This is a genomic window from Candidatus Cloacimonadota bacterium (genome assembly GCA_019429305.1).
In the GTDB taxonomy this organism is placed as follows: Bacteria; Cloacimonadota; Cloacimonadia; order Cloacimonadales; family JAJBBL01; genus JAHYIR01.
In genome coordinates this window covers 1-16,119 of the sequence record JAHYIR010000033.1, presented here as the reverse complement: position 1 = coordinate 16,119, position 16,119 = coordinate 1, and the positions used below count along the sequence as shown (strand labels likewise).

At 40.0% G+C, this 16,119-nt stretch carries 14 protein-coding genes and 1 tRNA gene; 14 read left to right on the top strand and 1 reads right to left on the bottom strand.

Features of this window, described 5'->3' with window-relative positions:
- Positions 1-208 (top strand): hypothetical protein (locus K0B81_09025; protein MBW6516736.1); only part of this gene is annotated, 208 nt, incomplete at its 5' end.
- 114 nt (positions 209-322) lie between these two features.
- Positions 323-490 (top strand): hypothetical protein, encoded by a 168-nt coding sequence (locus K0B81_09020; protein ID MBW6516735.1) that lies wholly within the window; start codon positions 323-325, stop codon positions 488-490.
- A gap of 249 nt (positions 491-739) precedes the next feature.
- Here the strand turns inward: K0B81_09020 and K0B81_09015 are convergent.
- A tRNA-Ala gene (locus K0B81_09015) sits at positions 740-815 on the bottom strand.
- Between the two features lie 755 nt (positions 816-1,570).
- Here K0B81_09015 and K0B81_09010 point away from each other — a divergent pair.
- The 12 genes from K0B81_09010 to secF form a co-directional block, all read left to right on the top strand.
- Positions 1,571-2,305 (top strand): YggS family pyridoxal phosphate-dependent enzyme, encoded by a 735-nt coding sequence (locus K0B81_09010; protein MBW6516734.1) that lies wholly within the window; start codon positions 1,571-1,573, stop codon positions 2,303-2,305.
- 11 nt (positions 2,306-2,316) lie between these two features.
- On the top strand, positions 2,317-2,922 hold the full coding sequence (locus tag K0B81_09005) for a glycerol-3-phosphate acyltransferase (GenBank protein ID MBW6516733.1): 606 nt from the start codon (positions 2,317-2,319) through the stop codon (positions 2,920-2,922).
- The gene (locus K0B81_09000) at positions 2,919-4,046 is read left to right on the top strand and encodes a GNAT family N-acetyltransferase (protein ID MBW6516732.1); all 1,128 of its coding nucleotides are present in this window, start codon (positions 2,919-2,921) and stop codon (positions 4,044-4,046) included. The genes K0B81_09005 and K0B81_09000 overlap by 4 nt, the downstream gene beginning before the upstream one ends.
- Positions 4,043-4,981, top strand: a complete 939-nt coding sequence (locus tag K0B81_08995) for a phosphatase PAP2 family protein (protein MBW6516731.1) — start codon at positions 4,043-4,045, stop codon at positions 4,979-4,981. Before K0B81_09000 ends, K0B81_08995 begins: the two co-directional genes overlap by 4 nt.
- Positions 4,962-6,014, top strand: coding sequence for a hypothetical protein (locus tag K0B81_08990; GenBank protein ID MBW6516730.1), 1,053 nt, complete (start codon positions 4,962-4,964; stop codon positions 6,012-6,014). Before K0B81_08995 ends, K0B81_08990 begins: the two co-directional genes overlap by 20 nt.
- Before the next feature lie 89 nt (positions 6,015-6,103).
- Complete coding sequence (locus K0B81_08985) at positions 6,104-8,047, top strand: BatA domain-containing protein (protein MBW6516729.1); 1,944 nt, start codon at positions 6,104-6,106, stop codon at positions 8,045-8,047.
- 789 nt (positions 8,048-8,836) lie between these two features.
- Entirely contained in the window at positions 8,837-10,075 is a 1,239-nt protein-coding gene (locus K0B81_08980; protein MBW6516728.1) for an aminopeptidase P family protein, read from the top strand.
- Positions 10,072-10,557 carry a pantetheine-phosphate adenylyltransferase gene (gene coaD, locus K0B81_08975; GenBank protein MBW6516727.1) on the top strand — a complete coding sequence of 162 codons (486 nt, stop codon included), beginning with the start codon at positions 10,072-10,074 and terminating at the stop codon, positions 10,555-10,557. The genes K0B81_08980 and coaD overlap by 4 nt, the downstream gene beginning before the upstream one ends.
- Positions 10,558-11,195: 638 nt before the next feature.
- Positions 11,196-11,507, top strand: a complete 312-nt coding sequence (locus K0B81_08970; protein ID MBW6516726.1) for a DUF3467 domain-containing protein — start codon at positions 11,196-11,198, stop codon at positions 11,505-11,507.
- Positions 11,508-13,580, top strand: coding sequence for a Na/Pi symporter (locus K0B81_08965; protein ID MBW6516725.1), 2,073 nt, complete (start codon positions 11,508-11,510; stop codon positions 13,578-13,580).
- On the top strand, positions 13,577-15,178 hold the full coding sequence (secD, locus tag K0B81_08960; protein ID MBW6516724.1) for a protein translocase subunit SecD: 1,602 nt from the start codon (positions 13,577-13,579) through the stop codon (positions 15,176-15,178). Before K0B81_08965 ends, secD begins: the two co-directional genes overlap by 4 nt.
- A 9-nt stretch (positions 15,179-15,187) precedes the next feature.
- Positions 15,188-16,119 (top strand): protein translocase subunit SecF (gene secF, locus K0B81_08955; GenBank protein ID MBW6516723.1); only part of this gene is annotated, 932 nt, incomplete at its 3' end.

Here is a 16,119-nt window from a genome sequence, read left to right as displayed (position 1 = left end):
TGCAAGAGTCACGCTGGTTATCTATAACTCGCGCGGACAGGTGGTGAGAGAACTGCTCAACAGACATTACTGCTCTGAAGGGTATCACAGCATCCTCTGGGATGGTAAAGACCAATATGGAAGAATGGCATCTTCCGGAGTCTATCTCTACAGTATGGAAACCGATAGAGGCTTCCGTGACATTAGGAAGAAGGTACTTCTGAAATAGAAACATATAGGGAGAGGCAGCGACTCTGCCTCTCCCGTTTTCATCAATCACTTGGAGGTTAAGATTAAATATTCAGGGATGGTTTTAATTTTAGCAATATTCAGTGTGAGTCTTATGGCACAAACAGCCGTGCCCCCTCCGGCGGGTGACAGAACATTCGATGATCCTTATGAAATAGTATCTCTGGAAAATCTCTATTGGATAGTGGTAAGTGATGATGTGGTTTATAATCCTAATCAGGCTGTAGATGGTCAAGTCACTATATTCAGACAGAAGACATAGACGCATCTGATAGTATTAACTGGTTTGATGGGCAGGGATGGCAACCCATAGGTATATGGGTTAGTCCAAACGACCCTGATAACTCGCCATTCACCGGCTCTTATAACGTGCTGTCAACGGAATTTTAAAATACGCCAGTTTCGGAACTAAAAAGTGCACCACTTTATTACTTGATTAGGCCATTGTTTTACAATCGACTTTCTTTGCTTTTTAAAATTTACTGAGGGGACTTTTAAGTAAGTGAAAAAATGGTGGAGCATAGGGGGATCGAACCCCTGACCTCATGACTGCCAGTCATGCGCTCTCCCAGCTGAGCTAATGCCCCACGTGGGATAAAAATTACCATTCTGATTTTTTCGTCAAGAAGAATTGCTCACCTGTTTGATCTATAAAGATACAAACCTGAGCAGGTAGTTAGGATGAAGTTATCATTTTATCGTTAACCTTTAGGGAGGGATATAGTCGGATATATCCGACTATATTACATCCTAAAGGTAAATTATTGGAATATAGGGTAGTTAGGGGGTTTTGGAAAATGAATAACAGAAGGTGAGGTTAAGTTTGTAATTCTTAGTTGACTTCGTCGAACTCGGAAGCAGCCACGAAGCCACCTGACAAAAGTAATGGTAGCAAGATGGATAGAGTTACGTGTTATGTGTTACGTATGAATAATCCTGTGTTGACTTCGTCGAGCTCGGAAGCAGCCACGAAGCCACCTGACAAAAGTAATGGTAGCAAGATGGATAGAGTTACGTGTTATGTGTTACGGGTTACGGGGAAAGGTAAAGGGAGGAGAAGCAGGAAGAGAGTTATTAGCTATGTAGTTATAAAAAAAAGTGTTACCTGTTACGGGTGATGTGTTACGGGGAAAACCTACGGATGGGGTAGCTAGATGAAAAATGTTACGTGTTAAGTGTTACGAGTTACGGGTAAAGAAAATGGTACGAAAAAGATAAGAAATCATAATCATGCTGTAAAGTGAAAGGGATGAGTTACATATTTCCGAGTTTTTTGTTGACAGAGAGGTTATGGAGATATTTTGAAGTGATGTTGAGAATTTGGACAAGATAAGTGATCGTAATGAATGATAAAAATATAGATCTTAATAGCATCGAAACCAATTATCGGGAGATACTTGATAATGTTTCCCGGGCTGCAGAAAGAGCAGGAAGAGATGCATCAGAGATCAAGATAGTAGCGGTAACGAAGACACACTCGCCGGAAGTTATCGATGCCGGTATAAGAGCCGGAATAAGTATCATTGGTGAGAGCAAGGTCCAGGAAGCTGAGAAGAAACTTCCGCAGTTAAAAGAAAAATACCAGGAGTTTCATTTTATTGGGCATCTGCAGAAGAATAAGATCAATAAGCTGTTGAGTTTAGAACCGGCTTTGATCCATTCCATAGATAAGATATCCACTGCGAAAGCTCTAAACAATGCTTTAGAGCGAGAAGACCGTCAGCAGAAGATACTCATACAGATAAATACTTCCGGAGAGGAGAGTAAATTCGGTCTTCCGGCAGATCAAGTGATCATAAAGGAGTTTGTCCGGCAGGTGAGTCTTTTCGAAAGATTGGAGATAAGTGGTTTAATGACAATCGGTAAGTTCACTGATGACAGAAAGGAGATCAGACAATGTTTTTCTCTGCTCCGTCAGTATTTTGAATCTTTGAAAGAGGAAACTATTCCGGGTGTTAAGATGGAAATACTCTCTATGGGTATGACCGAAGATTATGAAATTGCTGTTGAGGAAGGAGCGACAATGTTAAGAATTGGAACTGCTATATTTGGTCAACGTTTAGAGAAAGGTCTATAGGGAGAGATCGGATGTTATCACATTATATTGTAATCGGACTGCTCATAATCGTATCTTACGCTATAGGATGCTTTTCTACAGCTAGATTAATAGCCCGTCATTTCAAACAACTAAATATCTATAAGGTAGGAACCGGTCATCCGGATACCGAGAACATATATCAAAATGTCAGCAAGTTATTGGGGTTAATGGTTGGGGCAGTTGATGTGGGTAAGATATATTTATATCTTCTTATACTGCAGGCAATATTTACCCGTTTACAACCGGAAGTAGTAGAGCATAGTACACTTCTCATGGTTTATGGATTTGCTATGATCGTTGGACACTGTTTCCCGATAACTAACCGTTTCAAAGGGGGGAGAGGTCTGTTCAGCTATATCGGTTTTGCTTCTTTTTTTGTATTTAAACCGATGTTGATCGTAGTTGTCATTGCCATACTTGCAATTTCATTGTTTAAACAGATCCGCTTTGCGCAATATATGATAGTGCTGTTACCACCATTTGTGAGTTATCTGTTTCCGGGCACATATCGTGAATTTTTTTCGCGACTGATCTTATTCGCCATCTTGATGGGGATCATGAATTTTTTTGTATCGAAAAGACTGGGTGAGATATGAGCGAACTGAAAGTCAGACCGATCAAGAAGAAGAGGGATATCAAGCGGTTCATTTTATTTCCCTTTTCACTCTATGAGAGAGATTCTTGTTGGGTACCACCTTTGATAGGTGACCAGATGAAGTTTTTCAATCCAACAAAGAACCCTTATTATGACCATTCGGAAGTATGTCTGTTCTTAGCAGAACGAGATGGCAAGATCGTAGGCAGGATAACAGCTCATACTAATAAACAACACAATGTTTTTCATCAGGACAAGGTAGGATTTTTCGGGTTTTTCGAATGTATAAATGATCAGACAGTAAGCAATGAACTGTTTAGAGTTGCCTCGGAGTGGCTTAAAGCGCGAGGTTGTGATACTATCAGAGGACCGATGAACTTATCGGTCAATGATGAGGTTGGTTTACTGGTGGACGGTTTTGCAACCCCTCCTTTCGTCATGATGCCTTACAACCATCAGTATTATGAGGAATTAATCCTTAAAGCGGGATTAACTAAGAGTAAAGACCTCTATGCTTATCATCTCATTTCTGATAAGATCCCGGAGAGATTACAGCGTTTTGCCGATATCATAACTAAGAAAGAGGAGATATCGGTTAAATCGCTGGCAAAAAACAAAAAAGAGTTGAAAAAAGATCTGGAGACAATATTTACTCTTTATCGGAGTGCCTGGGAACGTAATTGGGGCTTTGTTCCGATGACTGATAAGGAGTTTGATCATTTGGTGCAAACTCTATTACCGATATTAGATCCAGATCTGGTATTTATTGCTTATTATCAGCTGAAGCCGGTCGGCTTTTCAGTAGCTTTACCCGACTATAATATCATTCTCAAGAAGATGAATGGTCGTCTTCTCCCTTTTGGTGTGCTAAAGGCACTCTATTATAAGAAGGGGATCAAACGGTTAAGAGTCATGGTAATGGGGCTTTTAAAAGAGTATCAGAAGCGTGGTATAGACGGTCTTTTTTATTATCATACAACAAAGAACGGCTTTGCAAAGGGTTTCAACGAAGGTGAATTTTCCTGGGTTTTAGAGGATAATATCGAAATGAATAACGTGGCGCATAAACTTGGTGCTACAATACATAAAACATATCGCATATTTGATAAGGGGCTGCCGGGATGAAGAAGAGAGGATCACTTCCTATTGACTGGTTAACTTACGGATACATAATCTTTAATCTGATATATATTTCTTTAGGCAGAAACAGGGTACCTGATGCCGGCAAACATCTGGGGATATTGTTGGCAATGTCGCTTTTTATCTATGTATTGATCAGACTTCATCATGAAAAAAGCGGCTGGCTGCTCTCTTTTCTTCGTCATTGGTATCCGCTGATATTCTTTACCTATTTCTTTGAACTATCCACAATCGTTAATCTGGTGGTCTTTCCGGAGTTTATAGATCCCTTCTTCATGAGGATAGATGAGTTAATATTCGGTTATCAACCTGCTGTGATGTGGGGACAGATGTATGATAATATCATCCTGAGCGAACTACTCTATTTTTCCTATTTCAGTTATTATCTGGTAGTTCCAGGGATCGCTTTTCTGCTCTATTTCACGAAACGGGAATTTTTCGAGAGGTATGTCTTTACTTTATCTTTTGTGTTCTATTTATGTTACTTAACTTATTCGTTTTTACCTGTTGCCGGAGGCAAATATATAAACGGAATACAGGAATTGATAACAACTTATGAGGGTGGACCTTTTCAGCACATAATGGCATTTATCTACAGGATGTCCGATCATACCGGTTCTGCCTTTCCGAGCTCACACGTAGCAATTACCATTGTAGTCAATATTGCTGCCTTACAGTATTTCCGCAAGATCGGTTACTGGTTGCTACCCTTGTCGTTGCTACTCAGTATCTCGACGATCTATTGTCACTATCATTACTTTATCGATACCATCTTTGGACTTTTTTATGGAGTCGGTTTTTACTTTGTGGGAGCAAAGATATTTGATAATATAAGAAAACGGCAAATGTTACAACGATCAACATTAGTTTCGCAAGAAACTTTGATAGAAAAAGAGAAGAATGGAACATATAATTCGTAATTGCTGGCAAACAACTGTATTGATTGTTTATTTTATCGGTCTATTATCTGGTTTAAATGCCGATCCTTTCCCGATCACATTTTATGATTATCAGCAAGTGATCAATAATTATTCACCTCAGGTGGCGGCAGTGGGTGGTTTGAATATAACCGAACCGACAAACACTCATACTGCCTTTTATAATCCGGCATTATTGGCATTTCGTGAAAAGACGGTAATCACTGCTACCTTACGCTATTTTTCGGAAGCGAAGACCGCTTATGGGGTAGATCAGCAACCGGTTCATGACAGCAGTAAATGGTACCGGAACGATTTTTCGTATCTGGGCATTGATAGTCACAATATTGGTTTTTCCTATGTTGCTCTGGCTGACCTGAAGTTAGAGAGAGACTATGAAACAGAGGGGGAATCTGAAAGGTTATATCTTGATTATTATCTCGATGCCTATCGTTTTTCTTTTGCTGAAAGATCGGGTCTATTAGCATTCGGATTCAACTTGAGCTTTCTGACCGGCAGAACGGTGTATCTGAGAGAGTTATCTCAGGACGATGTATATATTAGCGAGCAGTTTGTTGACAGCCGGAGTTGGGGTTATAATGTAGATTTCGGTGCAGCTGTGAAGAGCGGTGGCTTGTCTTATGGGCTAACGATCCCGAACCTGTTGAGCAGGGTTTATTGGAAAGATCATCCCAGTTATTCATTACAGAGAAGATTACAAGCCGGTATTCAGTGGGGAGAGGATGAGAATTATCTGTTAGCGGGAATATCGCGAAAATTTGATTTTTCTTCTGATAATCTCTATCATTTCGGGTTGGAAAGGGCAATAAGTTTTGGGCTCTTGCGGGGAGATTATCAATATATGCCCTTGAGATTAGGTCTCTTTACTGAGCAGTTCAATAATCTCAAAGATATTGGCTATGCGTTTGGAACCGGTTTTCAATACAGCATGCTGCAAATTGATCTCTCCTATATGATGATAGATCAGGAAAAGAAGAATTATGCAGTTTTGCTGTCACTGTCAGCAGGGATATAGTCATCTCTGCATTAACTTCGATATTTTAAGTTATATGAATGATTTTGTTACGTTATAGCTTGTAAATTGCTTATAAAGGATAGATAATAATGTTTCTTTCATTTCTCAATTCGGGAATACTGTTCCTTTCGGCAGCGGTAATTGTCCCGATCCTGATATATCTTTTTATCTCAAAAAAACCGAAAAGGATCATTTTCAGTACTATCCGTCATATCAAAGCAAGCCAGAAGAAGCAGAAGAGCAAGATCAAGCTGAAAAACTTACTATTATTGATCATTCGTTGTTTGATCATCCTGCTGACTATCCTTGCCTTAGCGAGACCGGCGCTGAGAACACCATTATTACACAGATGGAGCAGGCATTCGCAAACGGCAGTAGCGATCATACTCGATACATCGTACAGCATGGACTATTTGGTAGATACCAGAACAGAACTGGAAATAGGGAAAAATCTGATCAAAGAGATAAACGAACAGCTCACTGAAAGAGATATCACTGTTCTGATCACTTCCGATAACGAATGGAATCAATTATATTCGTCATTACACTACGGTAGCATACCGGAAACTATTCTGGGTACTATTGATATAACAGCCGTTCCTCTGCCTTTATCGGAGTTAATTGAGTTAGCTAATCAGAGACTGCTGGAAAGTCAGATTCTGAATAGAGAGATCTATGTTATTAGCGATTTCCGTAAACAGGAGATACCAGCAGACCTAACTTATCCTCTGTTCTTTATTCCGACATCAGATATAGAGGAACGGAATAATCTCAGTAGCCAAAATGCCAGATTGGTGGAGGATTTCGTTGAAAAGAAGATCGAACATCGGATAGCTTTTGAAGTAGTTAATCATTCACCATTTGTACAACAGGACGTGATCTGTCAACTCTTTGTCAATGACCGAACAGTAGCTGAAAAGGTCGTCAATCTGCAACCGAGACAACGACTAACGGAACATTTTGATATCAGAGTCGAAGAATCTGGTTGGTACAACGGTTATGTGTCAGTACGGAACGAAAGATTACCCTTCGATAACAGAAGTTATTTTGCCTTTTTCAGTGATCAGGAACCACAAGTTGCCGTTATCACCGATAGGGGAGAGCTGCCGTTACCGATGTTATCTATCTTGGAGATCTTCAGTGGTGATCTACGCAATGTAGATATTATCCAGGATGACAATCTCAATTATGAACGCATCGAATCCAATAGTTTTGTTATACTCTATGATAAGGGGAACTTTTCACCACGCTTACAATTCTTATTCGATAGGTTGAAGAGAGAGAATAAAGGGGTGCTGCATCTGTTAACAGAGGATCTGTCAACGGACTGGCAGGATTATTATCAAGAAGTTTTCGATATAGACTTTTTGAACTATACTGAAGGACAGAATCAGCGAGTTACCTATGTGAACAGATACCACCCTGTGATGACTGTCTTTTCCGAAGATGATATGCAGCTGGTTGAACTGAGAAGTTATTGGAGAAGTCGTCCCCGTGGTAGAGCAAATGTTTTACTACAAACCGATCAATATCCTTTGGTTTTGGAGAATGAGAGGGAATTACTCTGGCTGTTTGATGTTAGTGATTTGCAGAACAGAATTATTCTCGATCCGATGTTCCCTATCATGGCTTATAGGACTTTCTTATACTGCTCAAATATTGATTATCCACTGACTAAAGTAGGGGAGAGGATAACTCTTCCGACAGGACAGATCTTGCTCCCTAACGAAGAACTCTTTACGACTAATGAACAGAGCTTTTTGCTTAGTGAACCGGGGATCTATGAACTACCTCTTGCTTCTGCCCAATCAAGGTTTCTCGCTGTTAATATCGATTATTCTTTTAGTGACTATGAAAGATTTGACCCCGAAGATCTTCAAAGTGATAAGGTCATCTTTCTTGGAGAGAACTGGCAAGAGGAGATCCTGAGAAGCCGTTATGGTTTTGAGATCTGGAAATATCTGTTTGCTTTGGTATTGTTATTGATCGTTCTGGAGATCTTGCTGGTGAAGAAAGAGGAGAGAAGGGGATAGAATGGTCGAAGAGGCGAGAAACAAGTAAGTAGTAGGTAGTAAATAGTAAGTAGAAAAAACCTGCGGAAGGATAGCAAGGTGTAAAAAAGAAATCACCACAGAGACACAGAGGGCACAGAGGAAAAAAGAGGACACTGAGAAAGTTATTGATGCCCCAGCGGAAGGATAGCAAGGTGTAAAAAAGAAATCACCACAGAGACACAGAGGGCACAGAGGAAAAAAGAGGACACTGAGAAAGTTATTGATGCCCCAGCGGAAGGATAGCAAGGTTTAAAAATAAATCACCACAGAGGCACAGAGAACACAGAGGAAAAAAGAGGACACTGAGAAAAAAGAGTTTAAGGTGCACCAGCGGAAAGATAGCAAGTAAGAAAAAGCAACCACGGAGGCACGAGGGCACAGAGGAAAAAGAGGACACTGAGAAAGTTATTGATGCCCCAGCGGAAGGATAGCAAGGGTATAACCACGAAAAAACACGAATGATAAAGAATAGACACTAATTAAAAAAATAGGTGTTAGGTTTTAGGTATTAGGTTTTAGTGTACTGTACTGAAATAGGTGGACTAGTAGTAAAATAAAAAACAAATAACAAAGGTTTTAGAATACTTTGTCAGGTAACTGGTATTCTCTACAAGATACTTTTAACCTTATCACCATTCCACCATTCCACCCTTTTATCTGTGTGCATCAGTGCTATTATTCGTGAGAATTCGTGGTTACATTTTTTTTCATTGACTTATAAGTAATAGATAAATCATAAGTTACACAATATTAAATGGATGGTGCAAGATGAATAAAGAGCTCATAGAAAAGAGAAGAGAGAAGCTAAATAGTATTATAGACAACAACAATCTGGTTTTGTTGTATGCTGCATCTGATGACGGTTTATCTTATGTTCAGAATAAGAACTTTTATTACTTCACAGGATTAGAGATTCCCGAAGTAATTTTAGCCATTACTAAGAGAGATGGCAAGCTTTCTTTTTTTCTCTTTATAGAGAGGAATATTCCCGAAAGAGTTGTCTGGGATGGTGAAAAGATGAGCAAAGAGACAGCTCGGAAAATCAGTAGTATCGAAAAAGTGTTCTATCTTGATGAATTAGAAAGAGTATTAGCAGGCGAGTTATTCGATATTGAGAAGATCTTTATTGAAATTGAACCTGTTTTGACAGACAGACCACTTACCCGTCCTTTACATTTCGCAGAAGAGATAAGATTAAGATATCCGCAGATAGATATTGTGTCGTTTCGCTCTGTAGCGGCTAACTTAAGAATTATCAAAGATGAATGGGAAGTTAAGCAGCTCAAGAAAGCTATCGACGTTACCGGTCGTGGTTTGAAAAGGGTTTTTCAGGAAGCGAGAGCCGGAATGTATGAATATCAGTTAGAAGCTATGCTGCAATACGAGTTATTAGCCAACGGATTGCGCAATTGGGGTTTTAAACCGATAGTAGCCGGCGGGAAAAATGCCACTACTCTCCATTATATCGAGAACAATAAAAAAATAGCTAAAAATGATCTGGTTTTGATAGATGTTGGTGCTCTCTATAACAATTACTGTGCCGACATTACCAGAACATTTCCTATAGCAGCCAAGTTTTCTAAACGCCAAAAGGAAATTTATACTGAAGTTTTAAAAGCACAGGAATCCATAATCAGTATGATCGAACCGGGTTTATCTCTCAAAGATCTCAACAGCAAAACAATAGAGCTCTTAACAGAATCTTTGATCAAACTGAAGGTTATCAAAAAGCCGGAAGATTATAAAAAATACTATATGCATGGAGTATCTCATTTTCTCGGTATGGCTGCCCACGACGTTTCCCTTTATTACAGTAAATCTATTTTGGAACCGGGTAATATCATCACGGTAGAACCGGGCTTATATATACCTGAGGAAAATATTGGGATCAGGATCGAAGATGATGTGCTTGTTACTGAATCCGGTCATGAGGTATTGTCGAAGAACATTCCTAAACAGATTGAGGAGTTAGAAGCTATCAGAAAGAGAGCATTGGAGAAGAAATGAATAATATAGCTATCTACCCCGGAACTTTTGATCCGATAACAAACGGGCATATAGATATTTTAGTCAAAGCTACTAAATTATTTGATAAGGTAATTTTAGCTGTAGCAGAAGATTCGGGAAAAGATAATCTTTTCTCAGCCAGCGAAAGGGTCAAATTATGCAAGAATGCCGTTAAGAACATCGATCGGGTTGAAGTAGCAAAATTCAGCGGTTTGGTTGTTGATTATGCAAGAAGTATCAAAGCAATAGCTATGATTAGGGGTTTACGTGCTGTTTCTGACTTTGAATATGAATTACAGTTAGCTCTCATGAACAGGCAGCTTAATCCGAAAATTGACACGATCTTTCTAATCCCCAACTATAAATATTTTTATCTAAGCTCCAGTCTGATCAAACAGATCATTAAATTAGGCGGGGAGTTGAAAGACTTTGTGCCTGAGAATGTCAAACAAGCAGTAAAAAAGAAATATAAGCTGAAGTAGTGTAATCTTCATTAAAGAGAAGCTTCCACACCTTTTTGTCATGCCGAGCGAAGTCGAGGCATCTCATCACTGATGTTGGTTAAGTAAACAAATTATTGCTTTTTTAACTTGAACCGGTGTCGAGATCTCTCCGTTGCGCTTCGCTTCAGTCGAGATGACAAAACAGAGGGACAGCAAGTCGAGGTGGAAACATTCGTTACTGGGACTTTAAACTGTCTATTTGTCTTCATAGTTTTTCCTCGCTAAAGGACTTATAATTTTTTTCAAGCCCTGAGCGTAGCGAACCGAGGAAATTGCTTCATTGTGGCTGCTACCGAGCTCGACGATGTCATCGGTGACATAATATTGCTAGGATTTCAGTCGCAGGTAATGGAGCTCCGCTCCATTTGGGTGGCGGGTGGTTTGGGATCAGTGAGGGGGGCATTCAATACCAGACACTGAAGTGTCTGGCTATCTTATGCCATACCCTTTCGGGGCATGGTGTTTTATGGTTTGTTTCGCTTCAGTCGAGATGACAATTTTTAGTTGCAGTTTAAAAAACAGGGGTATGTGAAGTTTTCGAACATTAACTTGACACTAAGAGAATTGAAAAAAAAATAACAATTCTAAATCTTTTTTGCAAACTTAAGGAGTATCAAATGGATCCAAGACAACAACAACAGAAGATCAATGTGAAACTTGATGAAAAAGTGGGAGAAGGCACTTATGCCAATTTCTTCATGGTAACTTACTCACCATCGGAGTTTATTATTGATTGTGGAAGAATAGTACCCGGGTTACCTGATGCCCGTATCTACAGCAGAATCATGACCACACCTCAACATGTAAAACAATTGTTGACTGTGCTACAAAAGAATGTTGAACAATTCGAGAAACAACATGGCGAGATCAAAATAGCCGGACACAATTTAGCAGACAATAAAGGAATTGGCTTTAAGAACGTTCCCTAAATGAATAGTTTTTCGGCAATATCCGGTCCTTACATTTTACGAAGACTATTAATAGTCTTCTTACTGCTGTTTTCAGCCATTTCGCTCTTTAGTAATTATCGGGTAGAGTTACGGGGAGATGGCTATACAGGTCGTGTTAAGCACCGAATTTCTGAAGATATTGCTGTTATAGTAACTGATTCGAGTGGTAATCCTCAGCCGGGAATAACCGTCGAGTTTATTTCCACTAATGATCAGATTAAGATAATACATCCCTTAACTGAAACCAATCGTAACGGAGAAGCATTAACAGGTATCGAATTCGGGAAAGAGATGGGTAATTATAGGATTGATACTATTATCCATCTGCCAGAAGAATCTATCAAAAAAAGCTTAACCCTCACGGCTTTAGATTATAAAAAGCTGTTCTTTTTCCTCATAGGAGGATTAGGATTATTCCTCTTCGGCATCCGTAAGATCTCCGAATCTTTGAGAATTATTGGAGGAGATAATCTAAAAAAAATCCTCTCCAAACTAACAGCAAACCGCTTCTGGGGAATTGGTGTCGGATTAACTATTACTGCGTTATTACAATCGAGTAGTGCTACTACCGTTATGACAATTGGTTTCGTTAATGCATCATTACTAACTCTTAGGCAGGCGATCAGTATCATTATCGGTGCAAATATCGGGACAACAGTCACCGCCCAAATAATCGCTTTCAAAATTGGGGATTTTGCCCTTCCTGCAATCGCCTTAGGTGCAGCTATAGTAATATTCAGTAAAAAGCTTAGAATGAGATCATACGGTAGTATCATATTTGGTTTTGGGTTGGTATTCTTCGGACTCAGTTTGATGACAGATATTGTAACACCGATCAGGCACAGTGCTTTTCTTTCCGATTTATTCGTAAATTTCAGTCATAATTATTTTCTGGCTATCATAGCCGGTACTCTGATGACCATGCTTGTCCAGAGCAGTAGTGCAACAGTGGGTATCACGATGGTTCTGGCAGTTAGTGGGCTGATAGATATTAAAGCAGCTATGGCACTTGTATTGGGAGACAACATCGGAACTACTATTACTGCCGTTTTAGCCAGTCTGGGAAGTTCTGTTAATGCACGCAGAACAGCAATATCACATGTCATCTTTAATTCATTCGGAGCAATGTATATGCTGCTTTTGATCGTCTTCTTTGGTGATCAGGTAGCATTGATAGTAACGCGGATCGGTGGTAATATAGCTCGTCAAGTGGCAAATTTTCACACTCTATTCAATGTTTTTAACATGCTGTTGTTTATACCTTTGATCCCGTTATTAGAAAAGATCACACTAAAATTGATCCCGGAAACTTCTGCCAAAACAAAAGGTGTAACAGTTTATATCAATGATTCTCTCTTAGAAGAGCCATCAATAGCCATAGATCAGATCAAGTTGGAATTGGGCAGAATGATGCAGAATGTCAGACAGGTTATAGCTTGCTCCATCAAGTCGCTGGAATCTATAAACAGGATCTACATCAACGATACCTATCAAGCAGAAGATGAGAATGACCAGTTTCAGTTAGAGATAACCGATTATATTGCCCGTCTATCAAGGAAAGAGCTGGAAGATGATGACGCAGCAAGATTGCCGGTCTTATTACATCTAACAAATGACTTGGAAAAAGCGGCTGATTTTGCCCGGAACATTGCCGAGATAGCAGAAAGAAAGCTTGACAAGGGAGTCGAGTTTAATGAGAAGCAAAAAGAGAGTATCGCAACGATGAAAGAACTTCTGGACAGTATTCTGGATAATTTACTTCTGGCACTGGAGAATAATGATCAGGTAAAAGCCAGATATGTTGCTAAACAAGAGATAAAAATGAATCACTTTGAAGTTCTTTATAAAAAAGAACAGATAAGAGAGATAAGCATGGGAGTACCGGTAGAACCGGCAATAATGACAATGGATATAATAACAAATATTGAAAAGATAGGAGACCATCTGTATAATGTCGCTCAAGCAGTAATGGGTGCCTTATCTGAGGATAAAAAAGCTTTATATAGTGACTTATTAATAAATACAACATTAAAAGGGAGTTGTTGCCAATGAAAAACAGAAAATTTCGCAATATACTGATCTTTGTAATATTACTCGTAACTGTTTATTATCTGATCCCTCTCTTACCGATCGATCTGCCCGAATTTTGGACAGAAAAGAGGATAAGATTGGGTTTGGACTTACAGGGCGGTATGCAGATCATGCTGGAAGTAGAATACGATGAGCTACCGGAAGCAGAGAAAGACGATGCTGTAAGGTCTGCGGTAGAAATAGTGCGTAATCGTATTGATCAGTTTGGAGTTGCAGAACCATCTATCCAAAGGATAGGTAGAAACAGAATAATGGTGCAGTTGCCCGGTCTGCAGGAGTTTGAAAGAGCCAAAGAGTTGATCGGAAGAACTGCCCTTCTGGAATTCAAGCTTTTAGCTACCGGTGAGCAAGTTGAGCAGACAAGAGAGCTATTAGATAATTACCTGAAGGAAAATGCTCACCAATATCCTTATCTGGAACGCTTTATCTTATCTGATCCAATGGATGATCCTTTAAGATCTATTTTAGATGAAGAAGATGAGGAAGAAGAGGAAGAAGCAGTTGATAGCAGAATATTTACTCGTCTGACCTCTAGTCAGGGCTTACCAATGATGGTTTCTAATCAGGATCTGTCAATCGTTCAAAGACTGTTGGAGAGTGAGAGTTTTCTGGAGAATGTTCCTGCAGGTCTGATGCTGGCTTTAGAGAGAGAAAACCGACTTGATCCCCGCACCGACAGAGAGCTCTTCGTACTATTGGAAAAAACCGAGCTTACAGGTAATATGTTGGAAACTGCTGCGGTAAGGATCGGAAGCGGAACTGACTTGCAAGCACCTAATCGTCCTTATGTCTCACTTCGTTTCAATCGAGAAGGGGCAAGAATTTTTGAAAACGTTACCGGGCAGAATCTTAGACGAAGATTAGCCATAGTACTTGATGGTGTTGTCTATACAGCACCAACGATCCAGGATAGGATAAGAGGTGGTGAAGCTCGAATCACCGGTAATTTTACGATTGAAGAAACAAATGATCTGGTAATCGTACTCAGGGCTGGAAATTTGCCGGCTCCGGTCAATGTTATTGAAGAAAGAACAGTCGGTCCGACTCTTGGTGCAGATAGTGTCAGATCCGGATTAACGGCAGCGATCCTGGGCTTGATCATTGTTATGCTATTTATCATAGTATATTACAAAGTACCGGGCATAATAGCCAATATAGCCCTGATCGTGAACATGGGTATCATTATGGCTGCTTTGACCTTACTTGGTGCTGCCTTGACTATGCCCGGGATAGCAGGGATAATACTCACTATCGGTATGGCTGTTGATGCCAACGTCTTGATCTTTGAAAGAATCAGAGAAGAGCTAAAGAGCGGCAAGACAGTTCGGACAGCTGTTGATGCCGGCTTCAGCAGAGCTATTGTAACTATTCTCGATGCCAATATAACTACTTTGATAACTGCAGTTGTTCTTTATCAGTTTGGCACCGGACCGATCAGGGGCTTTGCCGTAACCTTATCGTTAGGTATTCTTGCTTCTATGTTTACAGCAATAGTCATGGTTAAGGCACTGTTTGAGGCAGCTATCACCAATAAAAACAGAACTACACTCAGTATATAGGGGGGAGAGATGAGATTTTTCGAGAACACAAAAATAGACTTTATTTCCAAACGCAGGATTGCTTATGTCATCTCAGTGATTTTAATTATTATCGGGATTGCAGCTCTTATTGTCGGACCTAAGTTGAGTATTGACTTCACCGGCGGTACTTCCCTGGAATTAGACATGACGGCTCCCTCAGAGGAATTTCCCGCTTTGTATATCGGACAGATCAGAGAAACTTTGGTTAATGAAGGTATGACTGATGTCGAAATCCAAACCATCAGAGGATTTGATGAACAGACTTTCTTCCTCTTCAAAACGCAAGCCGGCGGTACTGAAGCCAGTAGAATAATACAAGTAATGAGAACTAACTTTCCTGAATATACCCAAAAACAGGGTTTTATCAGATTACAGGAAGAGGTCGGTCCCCGTATAGGAGAAGAATTGAAAGGTAAAGCGATCATGGCTATCCTCATTTCTCTTTTGGGGATTATTATCTATATCTGGTGGAGATTTGAGTTCACCTTTGGTGTTGCTGCTGTTGCGGCTCTCTTTCATGATGTTCTGATTACGGTTGGGATCTTCTTTATCACAGGCAGAGAGATCAGTCTCGCCATTGTAGCAGCTCTCTTGACCATTGTTGGTTATTCGCTCAATGACACGATAGTCGTCTTTGACCGGATCAGAGAAGATCTGAAGATCTATCGCAAGGAGACCTATGGTTCGGTGATCAATCATAGTATTAACGAGACCTTAAGTAGGACGATTATTACATCTATGACGACCTTCGTTGTCGTTTTGTCGCTTTACATTCTCGGCGGTTCGGTTATCCGTGACTTTGCCTTTGCCTTGATGATCGGTGTCATTGTCGGTACCTATTCCTCAATCTTCGTAGCCAGTCCATTGCTCGTAGAGTTTTTCGGACAGCGTCATCCCGCCAAGAAAGGCATAGCTAAGAA